Below are 23,832 nucleotides of genomic sequence, written 5' to 3'. Positions count from 1 at the left end.
ATTAAGCTCGTTTTATTTATTTTGCTTAAGAAAGAAATGGAACAGTGGTATATATGATACCTGCCCCATCATACTCTCCTGTCGCAAAGTATGAAAATGTAAAGAAACCTGTAACCGTAAAAATTACAATAAGAAAAAATGCGAAGATAAATTTTAACATGTAAGGTCCCCTCATCCAAAAATAACTTCATACATTATTATAGTATACGAATATTTTATTTCCAATTGTTTACTGGTTAAAAATGAGAAGTCAGACATGTTTTGTATGTTGTAATGGAATGATTATTTGTAATGGATTTTGTGTTTTTTGTAAATGTCATGTTGTGATGGACGTGTGCATACTCCCAATCATGATCATTAAAATTTATGTTTCGGGGAGGGAGAAGTGGGACGACATCGAACAAGTTGACGAAACGAAAGCTACTAGCTACTTGTAATTTATAATAATTTCGAAAAGCGATATCTCCTACTTTTGGAGAAGCGAATGTATAAAGTCCATACTGTGCGAAGGCAGTATTTATACGTGCATCTAATATGTGTAATGTGGCAAGCGCGCCACCTAGACTATGCCCAGTAGCTAGCAGTTTTTTATGTGCTGGCAATGATACGAGCATATCCATAATAGAATCACGACAAGACTCATAAATAGAGAGAAAACCGTTATGGACATTTCCGCCATTTAAAGCATAAGGATAAGGTTTTTGATTGACGAGAGAATCAATAATCCAATCGGGGTCTGTTTGAGTGCCTCTGAAGGCAACAATAATTGTATCCTCAGATTCTAATATAAATCCGAACCATTCTGTTGTTTGAATGGCCTTTCCTTGAAACCCTTGTACATATTGAAAACCATCTGGTATCTCGAAAATGCCATTTTGTTTATATTGTTCATACGTTAACTCACAACAAGAAGCTAACAGTATGGCAGTGTCTTTATCAAAGGATAAAGGAGTACGCATTAAGGTAGCCCTCCTTAAGAAAAGGTATAGTTTAATATATGCGGTGAGGAACTTGATTCATTCTTTTGGAGGTGGGGAATAGCTTGTATCGCTTATCTAAATCGGTGGAGGAAATTATAAGGTCAAAATAAAACAGTGCCTGATAAGGGCACTGTTTACTCTTTTTCATCTCAAGGAATCGACTTTTTTAGTTATTCTTAATGAACTGACGCATGCGTTAGTTGCATAAGTAAGAGGTTTGAAAAAATAGCCTGTATATATTTGAACGATGAATAACTTACCTATTTTCTTGTGTTTGTTTACACTATATACAGAAAAATTTGAAAAACAAAACGTATTATTTATCTGTTTGTTTTTGCTTCTTTTTCAAATATTCCGTACGCAATTTTTCAAGTTGCTGCTTTTTATCAAATTTGGCAGGTTTCTGTTTTTCATGGAACTTTGCCACAGCTACCTGACTTTTGGAATCCAATTGATATTTTCCCACTTTGTTCACCTACTTTTCTTGTCTCTAAAGAGAATCTATTCAACAAATATAATATACCTTATTTTCCTGAAGTAAACCTTATTACTTTATTTTAACTGCTTTTTCTCGTTTGTAGACGTAAATTAAAACACCCTTTCACTACATTACTGCAAGCAAGGGTGTTTTAATTTTATTATTTTATTAGTTGATGGCCATGCCTACATAAGGGCACAGTTTACTCTTTCCCATCTAATAAACGACCAAGTCCACCTAATACACTACCTTCGCCAGTACTTTGCGCTGCTGGGCTTGTAAGGCGTGCTGCTAAGCGGCTAAGTGTTAAGGACTGAATCCAAACTGTTCCAGGACCTTCTAATGTTGCGAAGAATAAACCCTCGCCGCCAAATAGAGCTGTTTTTACTTTACCAACGAACTCGACATCATAGTTAATGTCTTTTGTCATAGCAACGAGACAACCTGTATCAATACGAAGTTTCTCACCAGGTTTTAATTCACGTTTATATACAGTTCCACCTGCGTGCATGAAAGCAAGGCCATCACCTTCAAGTTTCTGCATGATGAAACCTTCACCACCGAAGAAACCAGTTCCTATTTTTTTCGTAAATTCAATTCCGATGGAAACACCTTTTGCGGCACAAAGAAAGGCATCTTTTTGACAAACTACTTTTCCTTGATACTCTGTTAAATCTACAGGAATAATTTTACCAGGATAAGGAGCAGCAAATGAGACGTGGCGCTTGCCGTGACCTGTATTTGTAAATACAGTCATAAACATACTTTCGCCTGTAACGAGACGTTTACCAGCGCCCATTAATTTTCCGAATAAACCTCCAGATGGGCCAGAACCATCACCGAAGATTGTTTCCATTTCTATGTAATCTTCCATCATCATCATTGCGCCAGCTTCTGCGATCACGCTCTCTTCTGGATCTAACTCAATTTCAACAAACTGCATATCATCGCCATATAACTTATACTCGATTTCGTGTGCTCTCATTTTTTTCACCTCGTATGTAATAGATACTTATATTGTACAGAATTTAATAGGATTAGAATACTTTAGTTTTGTTAATTTTCAAATAAAGTGGAACCAGCCAAAACTGATTATCAGCTCCCGCCAATCAAGCTGTCCACAAATGGCGGGATAATATATGAATATGGAAATTCAACATTATATTAAAATTATAAAAAAATGGTGGAATGAAAGTGTTCTCATTTGACGTTTTGGATATAGCGTGATATAGTGAAATCACTATTGAGCTACATAATGTGGTACGGAAATAAAGCACGTTGAATTAAAGGCTGTAAGCTTGTTATACATTCATGTCCTTTATATCCACCTTTTCATGTGGATTCATAGTTTCATTTTTATTTAGGAGGTACATGACATGCAAACAGGTAAAGTTAAATGGTTCAACAGCGAAAAAGGTTTCGGTTTCATCGAAGTTGAAGGTGGAGACGATGTATTCGTTCACTTCTCAGCTATCCAAGGTGACGGATTCAAAACTTTAGAAGAAGGTCAAGAAGTTTCTTTCGAAATCGTTGAAGGTAACCGTGGACCACAAGCTGCTAACGTTACAAAAAACTAATTAGCTAGCGATAAAAAGCATTCCGATTTTCGGAATGCTTTTTTTTATTCTTTGGAACTAGATTCATTTGAAGATAATTCACCTTTGAAGGTACGTTCTTCAAAATCATCAAGCATTTGTTCATATTCTTCATGCTCTTCTGTAGCGAAAACTTGTGGGTTTTTCCCGTACATATCCGTACCGATAAAGTTTTCAAAATCCTCCACGTAGCCTACGTTTTCTTCACTATTTACATACATGCCATTATAGTTTTTTGAATCTTGTCTTTCTAAATCAGACGGCGTTTCAGATGTTCCGTAATTTGCGACATCTTGCCACGCATCTTCCGCATCGTACTCAACAGAATGGTCCTCATCATGCTTGTGGAAAGAAGGAGACAACACTTCTTCTTCAACTGGTCGTGTATTCATATTTAACTTATTTGTCGCGTGCTGGATGCATGTTGTAGCGGTTGGCATTGCTTCCAATCTTTCAAATGGAATTTCTTCGCCAGACACTTCGCAAATGCCGTACGTACCCGCTTCTATTTTTTGCAAGGCATGTTTCGTGTCTTCAAGCTGTTTATGCCAAAGTTCAATAAGTCCGAAGTCTTTTTCCCGTTCATATAGCTCTGTAGCCATATCAGCTGGATGGTTATCATAGCTAGATAATTCTCCAACGGAATCACGTTCAGAAGCACGATCTGTATTTTCATGAGTTTGTATCGTTTGCTCTAGTTCTTGTTTTTGTTTTTCTAAAATGGATTTAAATTGACCTACTTGTTGTGGAGTTAACATAGTCGTCCACCTTCCTACAATTCAGTTTCTTTACATAGTATGGGCGTTGAGAGTAGGAATTATGAGATGAATTTCAGATATGAAAAAGGAGCCGCATAAGCAGCTCCTTTTATAGAAAGTATCCAAGTAATAATCCGATTCCCATTAGGAAACCGAAGATTGTATTTGTTTTTGCTGTTGCAATCATCGCAGGTACCATTTCTATTGGAATGCTTTTGCCGATAAAGCCTTTCGTCGCTTTAAATGCTTTCGGTGCACTTAAAAATACGATAAGCATCCATGGTGATACGATGCCCACGATAATTAAAGCAATTGTCCAAATGTAGGAAACGATGAACATCGAAGCAAGTACACCAACCGCTCGCTCGCGCCCAACGAGAATTGCTAACGTTTTACGACCGTTTTCTTTATCGCCATCCAAGTCACGAATATTATTAGCTAGTAAAATGGCGCCAATTAAAATGGAGCTTGGGATAGATAGTAAAATGACTTCTGATGTTACAGTTCCAGTTTGAATAAAGAATGAAATCCCAATAATAATGACACCCATAAATAATCCGGCTGTCAACTCTCCAAATGGTGTATATGCAATTGGAAGTGGGCCACCTGTATAAAGGTAAGCAACGGCCATACAAACAAGACCGATTGCAGCAAGCCACCAGCTAGAATTCATACAAATATAAACACCTAGTAGTATTGCGATGCCGAAAAATCCAAATGCTAAGTTAAGCACTGTTTTTGGCTGAATGCCATCGCGAACGATAGCGCCGCCGATACCAACTGAACCTTCGTGATCGAGTCCTCTTTTATAATCAAAGTATTCATTAAACATGTTTGTTGCTGCTTGAATGAGAAGACAAGCAAGAAGCATCATAAGGAAAAGAGGAAGATGTATTTGATTTATACCTCCGACCTGCATCGAATATGCTGTTCCGATGAAAACAGGTACGAAAGCGGCTGTTAATGTATGGGGACGTAGTAAACTCCACCAGATGCGCCAGCCTGTTTGCTTACTTGGCTTTGGCGCCGTAGGAGAGGAATTCGTTTTGACGTTCATTTCCATGTTGAATCCTCCTTTGGTCACATATTGTACACAACTAAGTGTAGAAAAAGCATCATTTAGTGTCAACGTTTATTTTCTAGGAAGAGAAGGTGAATTTCTCAGAAATGCTAAACGTTGACAGGCCTTTCGTTTGAGGTGTATCTTAAAATCAAGCGTAATTATGACTATTTTTCGCCCATAGGGGGGAGACAATTGTGATTCAAACGAAACAAAAAGGCTTGCAAGAAGTTCTTATTGCAGCTATCAAGCGTGCAACTAACGAAAAAACATTGGTTAGTTTTGTAAAACAAATAGACTGGGTGGATCCGCTTCTGTTCTATGCAGCAGGAAAAAGGATTTCATTCGAAAATAGATGTTATTTTGCAGACCCGGCTCAGCATGTAATATTTGCAGGAATTGGCTCTGTTTTCACTATAGCAAATTCTTCTCATAAGCGCTTTCAAACCGCTCGCGACGAGTGGGAGAAAGTAAAAGAGAATGCATTTGTCCAAAGAGATGAATATGAATTTGGAACGGGTCCGCTTTTATTTGGTGGTTTTTCCTTTGATCCAGAAAAAGAGAAAACGGACCTATGGAAAGAGTTTAAAGATACGACATTTTCACTACCAGCATTTTTATTAACTGTAAAAAATGAAAAAGCATGGTTAACGATGAATACATTTGTTTCAGCAACAGATTGTGCAGAAAATCTTTATAACGAAATGATTTCTTTAGAAGAGAAAATTTTGAGAGAGAGTAAATGTGCGCTAAACGGATCGAAATTGACTGTTATTTCTAAAGTAGAAGTGGATCCGAAAGGCTGGATGAAAGCAATTGAAAAAGTACAAGATGAGATGAAGCAGGGTAACGTGCAGAAGGTTGTATTGGCGAGGGAACTAAAAGTAGAGATGAATCATTCGATTGATTCTGCTCTTGTTTTAGAAGCACTTCGCATTGGTCAACCGGATTGTTACGTATTTTCTTTTGATTATAAAGGAGCATGCTTCTTAGGAGCGACGCCTGAGAGATTAATTCGCAAAGAAGATGAGAAATTTACATCGATGTGTCTTGCGGGTTCAATCGGTCATGGTCATTCTATAGAAGAAAGTAAGCGAAATAGTAATGCGCTTCTTCATGATGAAAAGAATTTAGCTGAACATGGGTATGTTGTTAACATGATCCGCTCGGTACTAAATGAACATTGCGAATACGTTAATATTCCGGAAAGCCCAGGTTTATTAACAACGAAAAACTTAATTCACTTATATACGCCTGTAGAAGCAAAAGGCGATGCGAGTCTTTTAACAATGGTAGAAGAATTACATCCAACACCAGCTCTTGGCGGGACACCTCGTTTGGAAGCGATGAAACTGATCCGTGATGTTGAATTGTTAGACAGAGGGTTGTATGGTGCACCGATTGGCTGGATAGATGATGAAGGAAATGGTGAATTTGCGGTTGCGCTGCGCTGCGGATTATTAAACGGCGAGAAAGCATCCTTATTTGCCGGTTGTGGTATTGTAATTGATTCAATCCCGCAGCTTGAATATGAAGAAACAAGTTTGAAGTTTAGACCGATGCTTGGTGCTTTGGAGGAATTAATGAAATGAACAATCATATAGAAGCATTATCATATTATTTAGGCGCGTTCGTGGATGAACTGACGCGTCTAGATGTATGTGATGTTGTCATTAGTCCAGGCTCACGGTCAACGCCGATTGCTTTACTAATGGAACAACACGAAGGAATGAACACATATTTACATGTGGATGAAAGATCAGCAGGATTTTTCGCGCTCGGTATTGCGAAAGCAAAAAAACGCCCAGTAGCATTATTATGTACGTCAGGAACAGCAGCAGCGAACTATTATCCAGCTGTATGTGAAGCTTTTCATTCAAGGGTCCCACTTATCGTCTTAACAGCGGATAGACCGCATGAATTAAGAGATGTGGGTGCACCACAAGCAATGAATCAATTTAATTTATACGGTACTTTTGTGAAACAATTTACAGAGATGGCACTGCCAGAAGCAAGTGAAGCGATGTATCATTACGCTCGTATGACGACGCAGCGTATAGTAGCAAATGCTTGTTTAGCACCGCAGGGTCCTGTTCATCTTAATTTTCCAGTTCGCGAGCCACTTATCCCTGATTTCTCACTAGAAAGCTTATGGGATAAAGGACGTAGTGAATATACAGGAGTAGTTCAGCAAGGAAACGCGGTGATGCCGAGTGAATATGTAGATTCTCTTGTAGGGCGCCTTTCACATATGGAAAAGGGGCTTATTATTTGTGGAGATGATAGTCATGCAGAAATCGCAATATTTGCAACGCAACTAGCTGAAAAAACTGGCTATCCTATATTAGCAGACCCACTTTCTAATATTCGTAGCGGACACCACGATAAAACGATGGTAATTGACTGTTATGATACATTTTTACGAAATGAAAAGTTAAAAGAAACATGGAAACCGGACGTTTTAATTCGCTTTGGTGGTATGCCTGTTTCTAAATCATTAACGCAGTTCATAAAAAAACAAACAAAAGCAGTTCATATCGTTGTCGATGAATCAGGACAATGGAGAGATCCAGCTCTTGTTGCGACAGAAGTTGTGCAAGCAAGTGACATTGAATTCTGCAAGGCATTAATAGAAAAAATGCCAGTTATGAAAAAGAATGATTGGTCCCTAATGTGGCAACATATAAACGAAAAAACGAAGGAAACGCTTCGTGAAATGGAAACATATGAAACTGCATTTGAAGGAAAGGTTATTACAGATATTGTGCGCGTATTACCAGAAGACGCAACGTTATTTGCGAGCAATAGTATGCCAATTCGTGATACAGACTCATTCTTCTTCACATCGGATAAAAACATCCATGTGATGGCAAACCGTGGTGTAAATGGTATTGATGGAATCATTTCGACAGCTCTAGGAGCAAGCGTTATTTGCGATCCACTTGTATTAGTAATTGGTGATTTATCATTTTATCACGATTTAAACGGGCTGTTAGCAGCGAAATTACATGAATTAAACATAACAATTGTCGTTGTAAATAATGATGGTGGGGGTATTTTCTCATTCTTACCACAGTATGAGAAAAAGGAACATTTTGAATCATTATTTGGAACACCAATTGGACTTGATTATGAGCATGTTGTCAAAATGTACGGCGGTTCATTTAGCCGTGTAAATGGTTGGGAGCAATTCCGAGAAGAAGTTCGAAAAGGAACGACGACAGAAGGTTTACACGTTGTGGAAATTTGTACGAATCGTGATGAAAACTTAACATTGCACCGTACATTATGGGCAAAAACGATGGACGTAATTACTACATCTTTACAAGGTGAATCAAAATGAAAGTAACGCTGCAAGGTGTATCGTATGAATATGAAGTAGTCGGAAGCGGGGAACCACTTCTACTTCTTCATGGTTTTACGGGAAGCATGGAAACGTGGCGTTCTTTTATCTCTTCATGGAGTGAGCAGTTTCAAGTTATTGTAGTGGATCTTGTTGGACACGGAAAGACGGAGAGTCCTGAAGATGTTGCGCATTATGATATCCGAAATGTGGCATTGCAAATGAAAGAACTACTAGATTACCTTCATATTGAAAAAGTACATATACTTGGCTACTCAATGGGAGGAAGACTGGCGATTACGATGGCATGTCTATATCCAGATTATGTACACTCTCTTTTATTAGAAAATTGTACAGCTGGGCTCGAAGACGAAGCACATAGAAAAGAACGTCGTGAAAAAGATGATCGACTTGCCGATAAAATTGAGCGAGAAGGCATAGAAAGTTTTGTATCGATGTGGGAAAATATTCCGCTTTTTGCAACGCAAAAACGTTTAGCAAAAAACGTACAAGAAGCGGTGCGAAAAGAACGACTTGCTAACAATCCGAAAGGACTTGCAAATAGCTTGCGCGGCATGGGAACGGGGGCTCAGCCTTCATGGTGGGATGAGCTGAAAAACTTAAAAATACCTGTTCTTTTAATGAACGGAGAGTATGATGAAAAGTTCTTTCGTATATTAAAAAATATTGAAAAATGCATCTCTGACGCGAAATTTGTCAAAATTGATGGTGCTGGCCATGCAATTCATGTGGAACAACCGGAAAAGTTTGATACAATAGTAAAGGGATTTCTAAAAACTATGCAGTGATGCTTTTTTCAGTTAAGAATGAAGTTACACTTATAGAGGAGATCAGAAATATACAAGGAGGTAGTTGTAATGGCTATTGAATGGGTAAAAGAAGGCAATTACGAAGATATTATTTATTCAACATACAATGGTATCGCAAAGATTTCGATTAACCGCCCTGAAGTACATAACGCATTCCGTCCTAAAACGGTAATGGAGTTAATCGACGCTTTTGCACAAGCTCGTGATGATGCAAATGTTGGCGTTATCATTTTAACAGGTGAAGGTGGACGTGCATTCTGTTCTGGCGGCGACCAAAAAGTTCGCGGTCATGGTGGATATGTAGGTGACGACCAAATCCCTCGTTTAAACGTATTAGACTTACAACGTCTAATTCGCGCAATTCCTAAACCAGTTATCGCAATGGTAGCAGGTTATGCAATCGGTGGTGGACACGTACTTCATATCGTATGTGACTTAACAATCGCTGCAGACAACGCTGTATTCGGACAAACAGGTCCTAAAGTAGGAAGCTTTGACGGTGGATACGGAGCTGGTTACTTAGCTCGTATGGTAGGCCACAAGAAAGCTCGCGAAATTTGGTACCTATGCCGTCAATATAGTGCTCAAGAAGCGCTTGATATGGGCTTAGTAAACACTGTAGTACCATTAGAAGAGCTTGAAGCAGAAACAGTACAATGGGCACAAGAAATTTTAGCAAACAGCCCAATGGCACTTCGTTTCCTAAAAGCTGCATTCAACGCAGACACAGACGGTCTAGCTGGTATTCAACAACTAGCTGGAGATGCAACGTTATTGTACTACACAACTGACGAAGCAAAAGAAGGCCGCGACGCATTCAAAGAAAAACGCAGTCCGGACTTCGGTCAATTCCCTCGTTTCCCGTGATCAAACCAAAAGCGGAAGCGGCTTGCTTAGAACAAGAGGGCGTTGGAACTCCTGACGTAGAGGCGCTTTTTGCCTCGTAGGAAGGCGTGAAACGACCGACTGTTCTAGCCGCTGTAGCTGGATGAAACCAAAAGCGAAAGCAGCTCGTTCAGAATGTGAGGGGGATGGAGCTTCTGACGTAGAGGCGCTTTTTGCCTCGTAGGAAGAAGTGAAGCCACCGAGCATTCTAGCTGCTGTAGCTGGATAAGACCAAACCGGAAACAAAACAACTAAGAGACTTGATATCATATCAAGTCTCTTTCTTTCATGAAAGGAGAATGAATGATGGAGACGATGCCAAATTGGTTAATGCAACGTGCATTTTTAACACCAGATCGCACTGCAATTGAAATAGAGGAAGAGAAAGTTACTTTTATGGAGCTGCATGAAAAAGTAGTATCTGTTTGTGAACACCTCACGCATGTTGGAGTGGAGCGAGGGCAAAAGGTGGCTGTTCTGATGAAAAATGGTATGGAGATGATTACAGTTATTCACGCCCTATCTTATGTAGGTGCAGTAGCTGTGCTTTTAAATACGCGTCTTTCAAGAGAAGAGCTACTTTGGCAAATGGATGATGCTGAAGTTGTTTGTTTAGTAACGGATCAAGATTTTGATGCTAAAGATGTTCCTGTTTATTCATTCGCCGAAGTGATGAATGGACCAAAAGAGGAAGCCTCTATACAAGAAGAGTTTTCTTTAGAAGAAGCGATGACAATCATTTATACGTCTGGGACGACAGGAAAACCGAAAGGCGTTATTTTAACGTACGGTAATCATTGGGCAAGTGCGGTTGGCTCTTCGCTTAACTTAGGGCTTCGTGATGATGATTGCTGGTTAGCTTGTATGCCGATGTTCCATGTTGGCGGGCTATCTCTTTTAATGAAAAACATTATGTACGGCATGCGCATTTTACTTGTTCCGAAATATGATGCTGATTTTATTCATAAAGCACTTCAAACGAGAGGTGTTACGATTATTTCTGTTGTATCCAAAATGTTAACAGATTTATTAGAGAGACTTGGAGAAGGGACATACCCAGCTTCTTTACGATGCATGTTACTTGGCGGAGGACCAGCGCCGAAACCGTTATTAGAAACATGTGTAGAAAAAGGAATCCCTGTGTATCAAACGTACGGTATGACAGAAACGTCTTCGCAAATTTGCACGTTATCAGCAGATTACATGTTAACGAAAGTAGGATCAGCTGGAAAACCACTATTTCAGTGCCAACTTCGTATTGAAAAAGATGGCGTAGTAGTGCCACCATTTGCGGAAGGTGAGATTGTAGTAAAAGGGCCGAACGTAACAGGCGGTTACTTTAATCGTGAAGATGCGACGCGAGAGACTATTCAAAACGGATGGCTTCATACTGGCGACCTCGGTTATTTAGACGAAGAAGGGTTTTTATACGTATTAGATCGCCGCAGTGATTTAATTATTTCTGGCGGAGAGAACATATATCCAGCTCAAATTGAAGAAGTGTTGCTTTCTCATCCGGCAGTAGCGGAAGCTGGTGTTGTCGGCATGGCTGACGATAAATGGGGACAAGTACCAGCTGCTTTTGTTGTGAAAAGCGGGGCGGTAACAGAAGAAGAAATTCTTCATTTTTGCGAGGAGAAATTAGCGAAATATAAAGTGCCGAAGAAAGCATGTTTCTTAGAGGAATTACCACGTAACGCTTCGAAAAAATTGTTAAGACGAGAGTTAAGACAATTAGTGGAGGAGATGTAGGTGGAAATAAAAAAAGCGACACTGTATATAACGGAAATGCCACTCGTAATCCCGTTTGCTGCAAGCTACGGGACTTACGAAAAGCGTGAGAGTATCGTTATTGAATTAGAGGATACGGACGGGTACATTGGATTTGGGGAAGTCGTTGCATTCTCTGAACCGTGGTATACGGAAGAAACGGTGAAGACAGCGCTGCATATACTGCAAGACTTTTTAATACCTGATTTATTAAAGGCTGAAATTTCTCATCCGAATGAGGTACCGGGTCTATTTCAACATATAAAAAGAAACCGAATGGCAAAAGCCGGAATAGAGGGGGCTGTTTGGGATTTATATGCGAAGCGTCAAAAGAAGTCGTTAGCGACATTGCTTGGCGGAACGAAGTCTGAAATTGAAGTCGGCGTTGTAATTGGCCTTAATACGATTCCAGTTATGTTAAAACAAATCGAGAAGTACGCGGAAGAAGGATACGAGCGTTTTAAAGTAAAAATAAAACCGGGGCATGATTATGAGTTATTGAAAGAAATTCGTAAAGAGTTTCCGCATATCCCGTTAATGGCTGATGCAAATTCAGCATATACATTAGGGGATACGGAGAGGCTGAAACGACTAGATGAATTCCAATTAATGATGATTGAACAACCGTTAGCGGATTACGATTTTCTTGATCACGCGGAATTGCAAAAGAAAATTGAAACGCCGATTTGTTTAGATGAAAGTATTCATAGTTTAGAAGATGCACGCGTTGCGATTACGCTTGGTAGCTGCCAAATTGTGAACATTAAACCAGGGCGAGTGGGCGGATTAACAGAATCGGTTCAGATCCATAATTATTGTATGGAGCATAACGTACCCGTTTGGTGCGGTGGTATGGTAGAAATGGGGATTTCACGAGCGCAAAATGTTGCTCTTGCGTCATTGCCTAACTTTACGATTCCAGGAGATATATCTGCTTCTAGTAGACATTGGGAGCAGGATATTATTTGGCCGGAAGTGACGCTTGAGGGCGGGAAAGTGATGGTGCCGCAAAGCGTTGATGCTGAGTATGAAGTAGATCGCGGAAGATTGGAAGAAATTACGAAGCAGCGGATTGTGTTTGAGCGGTAAATGGAAGTTTCATTAGGATGCCCGCAAATAGCGAGAGGATTTTGTCGTTCATTGTCGGTAAGTCGATATATTTCAATAATTACTGATATAATTTGAGTTACGGTCGATATAATTGGAAAATCGCTGATATAATTCAAGTTGTGTTCGATATAATTAGAAAATCGCTGATATAATTTTATTTACCAAGGTTACTCTAACGAGTAGCCTTTTTGTATTGTACAAATTGGATAGACTAGTTTACAATCGAGCGTATAAAAATGGAATGAAAAAGGGGGAGTAAAATGAAGCGCATTTCAATTTTAATAGCGGATGACGAGGCAGAAATTGCTGATTTAATTGAGATACATTTAGAAAAAGAAGGGTACCATGTTGTGAAGGCAGCGGATGGGGAAGAGGCGGTTCATATTATTGAAACGCAGCCAATCGACTTGGTAATTTTAGATATTATGATGCCGAAAATGGATGGGTATGAGGTGACGCGTCAAATTCGCACGAAACATCATATGCCGATTATTTTTTTAAGCGCGAAAACTTCGGACTTTGATAAGGTGACAGGTCTTGTACTAGGCGCGGATGATTATATGACGAAGCCTTTCACACCGATTGAATTAGTTGCACGTGTAAATGCACAACTGCGTAGGTTTTTTACGTTAAATCAACCGAAAGTAGCGGAGAGTAAATCTGCTTTAGAAATAGGCGGAGTCGTAATTAATCCCGAGCGTAGGACGGTTGATGTATATGGTGAGCAAATTGAATTAACGCCGAAAGAGTTTGATATTTTATATTTATTAGCGAGTCATCCGAAGAAAGTGTACAATGTGGAAAATATTTTTCAGCACGTATGGGCAGACGATTATTATGAAGGTGGAAATACAGTAATGGTACATATTCGTACGTTGCGGAAGAAACTTGGAGAAGATAAAAGAAAGGATAAATTAATAAAAACAGTGTGGGGAGTAGGTTATACTTTTAATGGCTAATATGATGAAAAGTTTTCGATTTAAAATGATTGCCTTATTTGCGTTAAGTATGGTGCTTGCAGCAACTGTAACTTATATAATTTATAAAGGATTGCAGCTGTATTATAAAACGATGGTTCGCTACGAAGAGCCTTTAGCACAATTTAGGTCAATGGTAAGGGAATTTGGAGACATTAATTTCTTTTTAATTTTCTTTATTCCGTTATCTATTATCTTTTTCTTCTTTTTGACAAAACCGTATTTAAAATACTTTGATGAAATTTCTAATGGGATTCATCATCTTGCGAACGGTAACTTTACGAATAAAGTTCAAGTTTCATCAAATGATGAGTTTGGAAATATCGCGCGTGAAATAAATGTTGCAAGTGAAAAGTTAAAAGAAGCTGTTGAAAGAGGAGATTTTGCTGAAAGTAGTAAAAGTCAGCTCGTTGTGAATTTAGCTCATGATTTAAGAACACCATTAACATCCGTGTTAGGATATTTAGATTTAATTCTTAAAGATGAAAATTTAACAAAAGCACAAATTAAACATTTCTCCACAATTGCATATACGAAATCGCAAAGACTGGAAAGTTTAATTGATGAGCTATTTGAAATTACACGTATGAATTATGGCATGCTAAAGCTGGATAAAAAGCCGATTGATATAAGTGAGTTGCTTATACAGTTAGAGGAGGAATTGTATCCGTTATTAGAAAAACATCATTTAGAAGCTAGATTGAATGTGGCTCCTCATTTACCGATGCACGGTGATGGAAAATTGTTAGCTAGAGTATTTGAAAACTTGTTAACAAATGCCGTTCGTTACGGCTATGATGGACAATTTGTTGATATGAATGGGTATGTTGATAATGGAGAAGTTGTCGTACAAATTATGAATTACGGAGATAGCATTCCAGAAGAAGATTTACCTTATCTTTTTGATATGTTTTATACAGGTGATAAAGCGAGAACAGAGAACCGTGGCGGGACAGGCCTTGGACTATTTATTGCGAAAAATATTGTCGAGCAACATAACGGTACGATTTCTGCTGAGAGCAATGTAGTTAGAACGCTATTTGAAGTACGATTGCCAAAAGACGAGAATGTAACAATTTAATAAAAATTTAAACTTTACCCCACTTTTTATTTTAATAGTTTTTTCTATTCTATACGTAAGTTACGTTAAGGAGGAACTAGAAATGAAAAAGTGGGTATTTATTTCTTTTTTTATAGCATGCACAGTATGTGTAGGCGTTTATATATCACCGTTATTTCAAAAGGAAATCGATGTTAAAATTGTCGGGAAAGATGAGCTAGTAAAGGCGGCAAACACCGAGGGGAGAGAGATTACGAAGGAACAAATTTATAAGGGCGATTTATTATTAGTTAACAGGGATTATCCAGTAAAAAAAGATAGTATTAGGTCTGATATTATAAATGTAAATCATAATAGTGAATTAGTAAGAGGCTATGTAATATTTGATAGAAATCTTCGTTTATCAAAGGATGTTGTGAAAAAGTTTTTGAACGTTGTCGATGCGGCTGGAAAAGAAAGTGTTAACCATTTTTTGATTAGTAGTGGTTATAGAGATTTCCAAGAGCAAAAACAGCTATATGAAAAAATGGGATCTGATTATGCACTTCCAGCAGGATACAGTGAACATAATTTAGGATTATCACTGGACATTGGGTCTACTCAAAAGAAAATGGAGAAAGCGCCTGAAGGAAAATGGATTGAAGAGAACGTATGGAAGCATGGCTTTGTATTACGTTATCCGAAAAATAAAAGTAACATTACTGGCATTCAATATGAGCCATGGCATATACGTTATGTAGGCTTACCTCATAGCGCAATTATGCAAAAAAAGAATTTCACACTAGAGGAATATTTAGAGTTTTTAAAAGAGGAAAAAGAGATTTCAACTGAAGTAGAAGGTAAGAAATATACTGTTTCTTATTATAAAGTTTCTGAGAATATGAAAGTGAACGTTCCAGCAAACAAGCAGTATGAAATTTCCGGGAACAATATGGATGGGGTTATTGTGACGGTTCAGGAATAGAGAAAAAGGCTGTGTCATTTGGGACAGCCTTTTCTGATATAAGAAAGGAAGTGACGTTTTTTGTCGGTAAATCGATATTCCTTGTCGAATCGTTAATATATTATAAGTTATGATAGATATAATTGAAAAATCGTTGATATATTGTAAGTTATGATAGATATATTCAAAAAATCGTTGATATAATTTCCTATACTATTAGCATTTTGTAGGAGCATCTTTTTATTTGCTTTTAAACATTATAACGTTATATTTACTTCTCCCTTTTTTTGTGTTACGCTAAACGTGTGAAAGAGATATAAAATGAAACTTTAATGTAAGCGTATTCTTATGGCTTCTTATAGAAAAGGGTGGAAATACAATGACAGAACGATTCGTACTACGTAATGTGAAACGTGTGAACGGGGAAGAGATTGACATTGTAATTGAAAATAATAAAATCGCACAGGTGACGAAAGCTGGTGCTGGCGAGGGTGGAAAGGTTCTTGATTACTCTGGTACTTACGTATCGAGTGGTTGGATTGATTTACACGTTCATGCTTTTCCAGAGTTTGATCCGTATGGCGATGAGGTGGATGAAATTGGCGTTAAGCAAGGGGTAACGACAATTGTTGATGCGGGTAGTTGCGGTGCTGATCGCATTGCAGATTTAGTACAAAGTAGAGAGCAGGCAAAGACAAATTTATTTGCCTTTTTAAATATTTCTCGCATCGGTTTGAAACGAATTGATGAATTATCCAATATGGAATGGATAGATAAAGAGAAAGTGATAGAAGCAGTAGAAAAGTATAAAGATGTAATCGTTGGGTTAAAGGCGAGAATGAGTAAAAGCGTCGTTTGTGATAGTGGAATTGAACCGCTGCATGTAGCGCGCTCTTTATCCCGTGAAACATCATTACCGATTATGGTACATATCGGTTCAGCGCCTCCTCGCATTGAGGAAGTTGTACCTCTTTTAGAAAAAGATGATGTTATTACACATTACTTAAACGGGAAAGAAAATAATTTATTTGATAAAGAAGGCAAACCGCTACCTGTGTTACTAGATGCAGTGAATCGCGGCGTACATTTAGATGTTGGTCACGGTAATGCTAGTTTTTCTTTTAAAGTAGCAGAAGCAGCGAAGCGTCACGGTATTGCCTTTCATACAATTAGTACAGATATTTACCGAAAGAACCGTATACACGGTCCAGTGTATAGTATGGCTCACGTTCTTTCGAAATTCCTTTACTTAGGTTATCCGCTAGAAGAAGTGATTGATGCGGTTACGAAAAATGCGGCAGAGTGGCTTAAGAAACCAGAGCTTGGCCGTATTCAAGAAGGAGATATTGCAAACTTAACTTTATTTACGGTTAAAGATGAGAAGGTTACGTTAATTGATTCAGAAGGGGATCAGCGCATTGCTGAAAGAAGGATTGATACGAAAGGGGTTGTAATTAATGGGTCATTCATTGAATGCTAAGTACGGATTAAAAAGAGTAATTAATGCGAGCGGTAGAATGAGTATTTTAGGTGTATCTGCTCCTACAGATACAGTAATGGATGCGATGAAACATGGTGGACAAAATTATGTGGAAATTGCTGATTTAGTAGATAAAGCAGGAGACCATATTGCGAGAATTCTAGATTCAGAGGCAGCGGTCGTTGTGAATTCAGCATCGAGCGGAATTGCGCTTTCTATCGCTGGTATCGTTACAGAAGGAAATCGCCGTAAAAGTGAAAGACTTCATCAAGAAGTAATCGCGAAAAACGAAGTGATTATGTTAAAAGGTCATAACGTTCAATACGGTGCTCCTGTTGAAACGATGATTTACTTAGGCGGCGGTAAACTTGTAGAAGTTGGCTATGCAAATGAAGGGAAAGCAGAGCATATTGAAGATGCAATTGGTGAAAATACAGCAGCGATTCTGTATGTGAAATCACATCATGCAGTGCAAAAAAATATGATTTCTGTTGAAGAAGCATGGGAAGTTGCGCAGCGAAATAAAGTACCGCTTATCGTGGATGCAGCAGCTGAAGAAGACATTCAAAAATATGTGAAGTATTCAGATCTTGCTATTTATAGCGGTTCAAAGGCAATTGAAGGACCTACTTCTGGTATTGTGGGCGGTAAAAGAAAGTATATTGAATGGCTGAAAGTGCAATTACATTGTATCGGAAGAAGCATGAAAGTTGGGAAAGAAACAACTTTTGGTTTACTTCAAGCACTTGATGAGTACGGAGTAAAAGAAGATAAGAGCGAGCAAGAAAAAGAATTGCTACAAGTACTTATGCCGCTAAAAGAATTAAATGGTGTAAATGTAACGATCGTTCAGGATGAAGCTGGAAGAGCAATCTTTCGAGCTCGTATTCATATTAACGAGAAAGAATTAAATAAATCAGCAAAAGATGTTGTGACTGCATTACGCGAAGGGGAAATTGCCATTTATACACGTGATTACGGAGTAAGACAAGGATTCTTTGATATTGATCCACGTCCACTTCAAGGTGATGACATACATGTGATTGAAGAAAAATTGAGAGAAATTGTAGGGGGAAACTAAAATGACAAACATTCAAAAACGTTTTTATAAAGGCCGCGTAGCATTAAATGTATTGGCAAACAATATAGAAAATGCGAAAGATATTTTTGAAGCAGCAGAAGGATATGTAGTAGTAGGTGTTTTATCAAAAGATTATGCAACTGTAGAAGAAGCTGTTACAGCGATGAAAGCATACGGAAAAGAAATTGATGACGCTGTATCAATCGGACTAGGTGCAGGAGATAATCGCCAAGCGGCAGTTGTCGCTGAAATTGCGAAGCATTATCCTGGCAGTCATATTAACCAAGTGTTCCCTTCAGTTGGAGCGACACGTGCAAATCTTGGCGAAAAAGATAGCTGGATTAATAGTTTAGTATCGCCAACAGGAAAAGTAGGTTACGTAAATATTTCTACTGGACCAATTAGTGCGGCTGGAGAAGAAAAAGCAATCGTTCCAATTAAAACAGCGATCGCACTTGTACGTGATATGGGCGGAAATTCATTGAAGTACTTCCCGATGAAAGGGCTAGCTCATGAAGAAGAATATCGTGCAGTTGCGAAAGCTTGTGCGGAAGAAGGATTCGCATTAGAGCCAACAGGCGGAATTGATAAAGAAAACTTCGAAACAATTGTACGTATTGCGCTTGAAGCAAACGTAGAGCAAGTTATCCCGCACGTGTACTCTTCTATTATTGATAAAGAAACTGGTAATACGAAAGTAGAAGATGTTCGCGAATTATTAGCAGTCGTGAAGAAGCTAGTTGATCAATATGCGTAAGAAAATTGCAGCGTTTGGAGAAGTAATGATGCGCCTGCAAGTACCTGGATATGAATTGTTGTCGCAAGCTAACACGTTAAATTACTCATTTTCAGGTACAGGTGTGAATGTTGCAGCGGCACTTTCTCACTTAGGGCATGAAGGGCTTCTTATTTCAACTTTACCGGAAAATTCGGTTGGAGATGCAGCTGTATCTTACATTCAAAAGTTAGGGATTCAAACTTCTCTTGTTTCAAGAGGCGGTAAATATGTAGGTATGTATTTTTTAGAAAATGGATTCGGTGCACGTGCAAGCCGCGTTACGTATTCGAATCGAATAGAAAGTAGCTTCAATACGGCGTCTGAAGAGATGTACCAATTTGAAGAAATTGCTAAGGAAATTGATATCGTTCATTTTTGCGGTATTACACTTGCGATGAATGATACGGTACGCCATCATATGAAGTCTTTAGCGAGAGCAGTTAAAGAAAACGGAGGAACCGTCGTTTTTGATTGTAATTATCGTCCATCACTTTGGGGAGAAGACGGATATGAACAGGCAAAACCGCATTATGAAGAAATGCTGGGACTTGCTGATATCGTTATGATGAACGAAAAAGATGCAATGTTTGTTTTAGGAATAAAAACCGAAGAAACGGAGCGAGAGGCGCAACTTGTTGATCTTATTCCAAGGGTAGCTGAAACGTATCATATCGCTACAATCGCTGGTACTCATCGCTCTATTAACAGTGATAATACACATTCGCTTCGCGGGTTTATATGTAAAGATGGAACGTTCACTTTTGCAAAAACACTTACGTTTTCTGTATATGATAGAATAGGTGCTGGAGATGCTTATACGAGCGGAATTATTCATGGCGAGATAAAGGAGTTCGCACCAGAGAAAGCTGTTTCATTTGCGTCAGCAGCTGGAATGCTAGCACATACAATCGTCGGTGATACGCCAATGTCATCAGAGAAGGATATACTTCGGGCAATGACGGCATCAGTAGGTGATGTAGAAAGGTAGTGGGTGTAACGGTGAACGTAACGAGAAAAAAAGGACCATTATATTTGCAAATAAAAAATATTATTCGTGATCGAATATTGCATGGTGTATATGCGATTCATACGAATATTCCTTCCGAACCGCAGTTAGAAGAAGAGTTCAAAGTGAGTAAAATTACAGTGCGAAATGCGATTAAAGAACTCGCTCAAGAAGGATATTTGGAAAAGAAAAGCGGTAAAGGAACGAAAGTCATCCGCAATACTTCTGCGACAAAACTGTCAAAGGGTAAGAAATTTACTGAAGTGTTAGTGGAAGAAGGATATAAAGTACAGAAGAAATTGCTAAAAGCAGAAATTGTGCAGAATGAAGAAGGAACAGTGCCATTTCGATTATTCGGTAAGGAGAGTTTTCGTATTGAACGTTTATATACGTTAAATGATGCACCGTACATTCATTATACGCACTATTTCTCAGCAGGAATGGCAAGTTCAGATTTATCGGATTTTGACTTGCAATCGCTTTATGATTTAGTTGAAGACCGAGGTATTCATTTAGAAAACTTCAGAGATGAATTCGCTGTTGGACTGGCGACTAGTTTCGTTGCAGAAGCGCTAGGTGAAAAAGAGGGGACAGCGCTATTAAAACGCATGCGTTATTCTTACGATGAAGTTGGCGAAGTAATTGAATATAGCGAAGGCTACTACAATACAGAAATGCAGCATTATGTAGTGAATTATGACGTATAAAAAAGAGGGGATTTTCCCTCTTTTTTTATAAAGTAAGGGGAATGAGAGATGGATATATACTTATTAATCGTCACGTTACTTGCAATTGCGATTGTTATTTTAGGGGTATCATGGTGGAAATGGCATGCATTTATTAGTTTAACAGTTGCGAGTTTGTTTTTAGCTATCATGTCTGGACTGAATGTAACGAAAATAGTGACTGCCTATGAAACTGGTGTTGGTAGTGTACTAGGGCATTTAGTTGGTATTTTAGCTCTCGGAACAATTTTAGGGAAAATGATGTCCGATTCAGGGGCCGGCATGCAAGTGGCAGATTTCTTTATTCGATTTTTCGGTGTAAAGAAACTACCGTGGGCTATGTTATTTGCAGGATTTGTTATAGGGATTCCAGTATTTTTTGAAGTGGGGATCGTTATTTTATTACCACTTGTAATTTCCATTCGAAAAACGACGAAGCAAAATATATTATTAATTGCGTTACCTGTCATTGCAGGATTATCTATTGTTCACGGGCTCGTGCCACCACATCCAGGGGCGATGACAGCAATCGGTATTTATAACGCGAACTTAGGAAAGGTACTTTTATATTCATTAATTATCGCGTTACCAACAGCCATTATCGCAGGACCGATATTTGCAAAGTGGGTACATAAAAGGGTTATACCTGAAAATGAACCAGAGCTTATTCGAGTTACGACTGTATCAACTGATTTACCGAGTCGTAAAGTTTCATTCTTTATTATTTTATTACCAGTTGTATTGATGATTTTATCGGTCGTTGCACCATATATTTCATTATCGAAAAAGTTGACTGAATTTTTTGTTTTCATAGGAAGTCCAGTAATCGCCTTACTTATTTCATGTTTCGCAGCATTTTATTTACTTGGTATCAAACAAGGAATTAATAAAAAGATGATTAAAAAATTAACAGACGAAAGTTTATTACCGGTCGGTTCCATTATTTTAATTATCGGTGCAGGCGGTGGATTTAAACAAATATTAATTGAAAGTGGCGTTGGAACGGCCATTGCGCAAATGGCAGAACATATATCGTTATCACCAATTGTATTAGCTTTCATGGTAGCTGGATTAATTCGAATTGCAACAGGTTCAGCGACAGTAGCATTAACGACAGCAGCAGGGATTGTTTCACCAGTTATTCAGCACATGTCTGGTGTGAATTTAGAGTTGCTTGTTATTGCAACCGGTGCAGGATCATTAATGTTTTCTCACGTAAATGATGCAGGGTTCTGGCTTGTAAAAGAGTATTTAGGTTTGACGGTGAAGGAAACTTTTAAAACGTGGACGGTACTCGAGACATTGTTATCATTTATTGCATTTGGTTTTGCGCTTGTGTTGAATATGTTTCTTTAGGGAGAAAAGCCCATTTTAATTAATAAAACCCACAGGAGAAATTCAATTTCTCTGTGGGCTTTGCTATTTTTTGATCGTAGTTACTTACAAATATACAGGGCAAGGTGCTTTTTATATCTTTTTTCTATTGTCCTATTAGTTAATAGAACGGACATACTGATCTTCTCCATCGTCTTTGACAAAGACTCCTAGCTCATTCAAATCTTTGCGTAAATGCTTCTTTTTTTTCGAGTTTCCTTCTCGAAGGGCATTGCGTCTTTCATACAAAATAGTATTTATGCTTTTATTAAATCGCTCATCCTCTAATTTCCATAAGCTATACTCATGTTTATAAGGATCTTGTTCCACCCAGGGGAAGCCGTGCATTAAGAAAGTATCTTTAATTTTGCTTGGGGTAATGTCAGATGTTTCACGTAACCATTCTCGGTCTTCTTGATCAATGATAACCACTTGACGCTTATCTACAAAAACGGCTTTTACATTTGATCTGGTGATTTGTTTCTTTTGATCGTCCTTATTCACGTGAATGCTTTCCGAAGTAATGTTCATTTTTAAAGCTTCACTATAAATAATTAAAGAAAATAAAATTCCTGCAATAACACCAATTAGCATGAGGATAATAGGAAGCCAGAAGGGATTAATAAAATTTAAAAGTTCTATAATTTTTGAATCAGAAAAGAGAGGAATCCTTTTTATAATCTCTATTAATTTAGGTGAAAAATATCCAATAACGCCTAAAAGGATTGGACTTACTATAGCAAGTAATTTTTCTAAAAAACCTAATCCGATGACAGATGCCTTTTTCATGTGTAGTTCATCCTTTCATATATATTTTTTTAATCAAGGCATGTTTTAAACAGTGAGTTTCTTCACCATTTTTATGAGCTCATCTGAGTAATTTTCTATGGATATAGATGAATTTGCCTTCAGCATTCTTTCTTCGATTGCTCCTAAAATAAATGAAGCTAATGTGTCGGTTTGGAAAGAATCGGAAAACACGCCATTTTGTTGACCAGTCTTCAAAATATCTAATAACATCGTTCTAAGAGCATCCTCCTCTTCGTCGTCTTCGATTCTGTAATAAGGAACGTTCTCTTCATTTCTTGCATTAAAGACAATCTCAATTAAGGCAATATTATTTTTGTAATGAGTTTCTTGATAAGCCAAATGCGCTTCAATAAAAGCCTCTAGTTTATTTATTTCAGATTGAGCTAATAGCACTCGATTACTAATAAATTCATGTTGCTTGGCAACTAAAAATTGTAATGTGCGATTCATAAGGTAAAGCTTATCATTAAAATGATAAGAAATAAGTCCGGTACTAATCTTAGCCTTTTTTGCCACCTTCGTTAAGCTCAAGTTGTTATATCCAACCTCTTCTAATGTATCAATACATGCAAGAATAATTTGTTCACGTCTAGCCTCTGCAATAAAAGAATCAGTCACGCTATTCAACTCCTGATTTATATAATTTGAATGTATAATCAAAAAATTGATTGATCGTTCAATTAAATATTAGTAAGAAATTATTAGTATGTCAAATGTTTTATACCTACATCTTGATAAGGCTCATTTTCTGAAACAAGCCCGTTTTTAGGTAAGCCAAGCTTCCTATTC

24 protein-coding genes are annotated in these 23,832 nt (G+C 38.1%); 16 read left to right on the top strand and 8 right to left on the bottom strand.

From position 1 onward, the window contains the following. Positions 1-25: 25 nt before the first annotated feature. The 4 genes from DN399_RS28490 to DN399_RS23925 all read right to left on the bottom strand — a co-directional run bounded on the left by DN399_RS28490 (position 26) and on the right by DN399_RS23925 (position 2,443). The gene (locus tag DN399_RS28490) at positions 26-160 is read right to left on the bottom strand and encodes a hypothetical protein (protein ID WP_000911065.1); all 135 of its coding nucleotides are present in this window, start codon (positions 158-160) and stop codon (positions 26-28) included. Positions 161-236: 76 nt separating this feature from the next. Further along, on the bottom strand, positions 237-959 hold the full coding sequence (locus DN399_RS23930) for a lipase family protein (RefSeq protein ID WP_001260111.1): 723 nt from the start codon (positions 957-959) through the stop codon (positions 237-239). A gap of 337 nt (positions 960-1,296) precedes the next feature. Continuing rightward, entirely contained in the window at positions 1,297-1,446 is a 150-nt protein-coding gene (locus DN399_RS28185) for a hypothetical protein (RefSeq protein ID WP_000521639.1), read from the bottom strand. 214 nt (positions 1,447-1,660) lie between these two features. After that, entirely contained in the window at positions 1,661-2,443 is a 783-nt protein-coding gene (locus tag DN399_RS23925) for a TIGR00266 family protein (protein WP_001201257.1), read from the bottom strand. Between the two features lie 391 nt (positions 2,444-2,834). Between DN399_RS23925 and cspD the strand changes: the two genes are divergently transcribed. Further along, positions 2,835-3,035 (top strand): cold-shock protein CspD, encoded by a 201-nt coding sequence (gene cspD / locus DN399_RS23920; protein WP_001193054.1) that lies wholly within the window; start codon positions 2,835-2,837, stop codon positions 3,033-3,035. A 44-nt stretch (positions 3,036-3,079) separates the two neighbouring features. On the opposite strand, the gene DN399_RS23915 is transcribed toward cspD, so the two are convergent. Beyond that, complete coding sequence (locus tag DN399_RS23915; protein ID WP_000957393.1) at positions 3,080-3,811, bottom strand: yteA family sporulation protein; 732 nt, start codon at positions 3,809-3,811, stop codon at positions 3,080-3,082. Between the two features lie 109 nt (positions 3,812-3,920). Then, a complete protein-coding gene (locus DN399_RS23910; protein ID WP_000425769.1) occupies positions 3,921-4,874 on the bottom strand; it encodes a 1,4-dihydroxy-2-naphthoate polyprenyltransferase in 954 nt (317 codons plus the stop codon). A gap of 194 nt (positions 4,875-5,068) precedes the next feature. Between DN399_RS23910 and DN399_RS23905 the strand changes: the two genes are divergently transcribed. From DN399_RS23905 to gntP, 15 genes are all read left to right on the top strand, one after another. Further along, positions 5,069-6,463: an isochorismate synthase gene (locus tag DN399_RS23905; RefSeq protein ID WP_016123513.1), complete on the top strand. Its 1,395-nt coding sequence runs from the start codon at positions 5,069-5,071 to the stop codon at positions 6,461-6,463. Continuing rightward, complete coding sequence (gene menD / locus DN399_RS23900) at positions 6,460-8,214, top strand: 2-succinyl-5-enolpyruvyl-6-hydroxy-3-cyclohexene-1-carboxylic-acid synthase (protein ID WP_149149987.1); 1,755 nt, start codon at positions 6,460-6,462, stop codon at positions 8,212-8,214. The genes DN399_RS23905 and menD overlap by 4 nt, the downstream gene beginning before the upstream one ends. After that, positions 8,211-9,023 carry a 2-succinyl-6-hydroxy-2,4-cyclohexadiene-1-carboxylate synthase gene (gene menH, locus DN399_RS23895; protein ID WP_149149986.1) on the top strand — a complete coding sequence of 271 codons (813 nt, stop codon included), beginning with the start codon at positions 8,211-8,213 and terminating at the stop codon, positions 9,021-9,023. Before menD ends, menH begins: the two co-directional genes overlap by 4 nt. Before the next feature lie 69 nt (positions 9,024-9,092). Beyond that, a complete protein-coding gene (gene menB, locus DN399_RS23890) occupies positions 9,093-9,911 on the top strand; it encodes a 1,4-dihydroxy-2-naphthoyl-CoA synthase (RefSeq protein WP_000963885.1) in 819 nt (272 codons plus the stop codon). A gap of 324 nt (positions 9,912-10,235) precedes the next feature. Beyond that, positions 10,236-11,681: an o-succinylbenzoate--CoA ligase gene (locus DN399_RS23885; protein ID WP_000449568.1), complete on the top strand. Its 1,446-nt coding sequence runs from the start codon at positions 10,236-10,238 to the stop codon at positions 11,679-11,681. Next, positions 11,682-12,788 carry an o-succinylbenzoate synthase gene (menC, locus tag DN399_RS23880; protein ID WP_025709982.1) on the top strand — a complete coding sequence of 369 codons (1,107 nt, stop codon included), beginning with the start codon at positions 11,682-11,684 and terminating at the stop codon, positions 12,786-12,788. It abuts the gene before it with no gap. 281 nt (positions 12,789-13,069) lie between these two features. Continuing rightward, complete coding sequence (locus tag DN399_RS23875; protein WP_000822509.1) at positions 13,070-13,768, top strand: response regulator transcription factor; 699 nt, start codon at positions 13,070-13,072, stop codon at positions 13,766-13,768. Further along, complete coding sequence (locus tag DN399_RS23870) at positions 13,761-14,867, top strand: sensor histidine kinase (protein ID WP_006915665.1); 1,107 nt, start codon at positions 13,761-13,763, stop codon at positions 14,865-14,867. Before DN399_RS23875 ends, DN399_RS23870 begins: the two co-directional genes overlap by 8 nt. An 82-nt stretch (positions 14,868-14,949) precedes the next feature. Continuing rightward, on the top strand, positions 14,950-15,810 hold the full coding sequence (locus DN399_RS23865; protein WP_149149985.1) for a M15 family metallopeptidase: 861 nt from the start codon (positions 14,950-14,952) through the stop codon (positions 15,808-15,810). Between the two features lie 358 nt (positions 15,811-16,168). Beyond that, positions 16,169-17,269, top strand: coding sequence for an amidohydrolase/deacetylase family metallohydrolase (locus DN399_RS23860; protein WP_149149984.1), 1,101 nt, complete (start codon positions 16,169-16,171; stop codon positions 17,267-17,269). Beyond that, a complete protein-coding gene (locus DN399_RS23855) occupies positions 17,247-18,350 on the top strand; it encodes a DgaE family pyridoxal phosphate-dependent ammonia lyase (protein WP_149149983.1) in 1,104 nt (367 codons plus the stop codon). Before DN399_RS23860 ends, DN399_RS23855 begins: the two co-directional genes overlap by 23 nt. Before the next feature lies 1 nt (position 18,351). Continuing rightward, positions 18,352-19,107, top strand: a complete 756-nt coding sequence (gene dagF / locus DN399_RS23850) for a 2-dehydro-3-deoxy-phosphogluconate aldolase (protein WP_149149982.1) — start codon at positions 18,352-18,354, stop codon at positions 19,105-19,107. Then, a complete protein-coding gene (locus DN399_RS23845; protein WP_149149981.1) occupies positions 19,100-20,116 on the top strand; it encodes a sugar kinase in 1,017 nt (338 codons plus the stop codon). The genes dagF and DN399_RS23845 overlap by 8 nt, the downstream gene beginning before the upstream one ends. Next, a complete protein-coding gene (locus DN399_RS23840; RefSeq protein WP_086389581.1) occupies positions 20,116-20,841 on the top strand; it encodes a GntR family transcriptional regulator in 726 nt (241 codons plus the stop codon). The genes DN399_RS23845 and DN399_RS23840 overlap by 1 nt, the downstream gene beginning before the upstream one ends. Positions 20,842-20,889: 48 nt before the next feature. Then, positions 20,890-22,215, top strand: a complete 1,326-nt coding sequence (gntP, locus tag DN399_RS23835; RefSeq protein WP_149149980.1) for a gluconate permease GntP — start codon at positions 20,890-20,892, stop codon at positions 22,213-22,215. Positions 22,216-22,350: 135 nt separating this feature from the next. Here gntP and DN399_RS23830 read toward each other — a convergent pair whose 3' ends face one another. Together DN399_RS23830 and DN399_RS23825 are read right to left on the bottom strand one after the other, a co-directional pair. Next, positions 22,351-23,022 carry a YqeB family protein gene (locus tag DN399_RS23830; RefSeq protein WP_149149979.1) on the bottom strand — a complete coding sequence of 224 codons (672 nt, stop codon included), beginning with the start codon at positions 23,020-23,022 and terminating at the stop codon, positions 22,351-22,353. A gap of 45 nt (positions 23,023-23,067) precedes the next feature. After that, positions 23,068-23,661 (bottom strand): TetR/AcrR family transcriptional regulator, encoded by a 594-nt coding sequence (locus tag DN399_RS23825; RefSeq protein WP_000132248.1) that lies wholly within the window; start codon positions 23,659-23,661, stop codon positions 23,068-23,070. Positions 23,662-23,832 lie beyond the last annotated feature (171 nt).

The organism is Bacillus sp. AR4-2 (assembly GCF_008274865.1).
Taxonomy (GTDB): Bacteria; Bacillota; Bacilli; order Bacillales; family Bacillaceae_G; genus Bacillus_A; species Bacillus_A cereus.
Note: the sequence above shows the minus strand (reverse complement) of the source record. Positions and strands in the feature narration are given on the sequence as shown.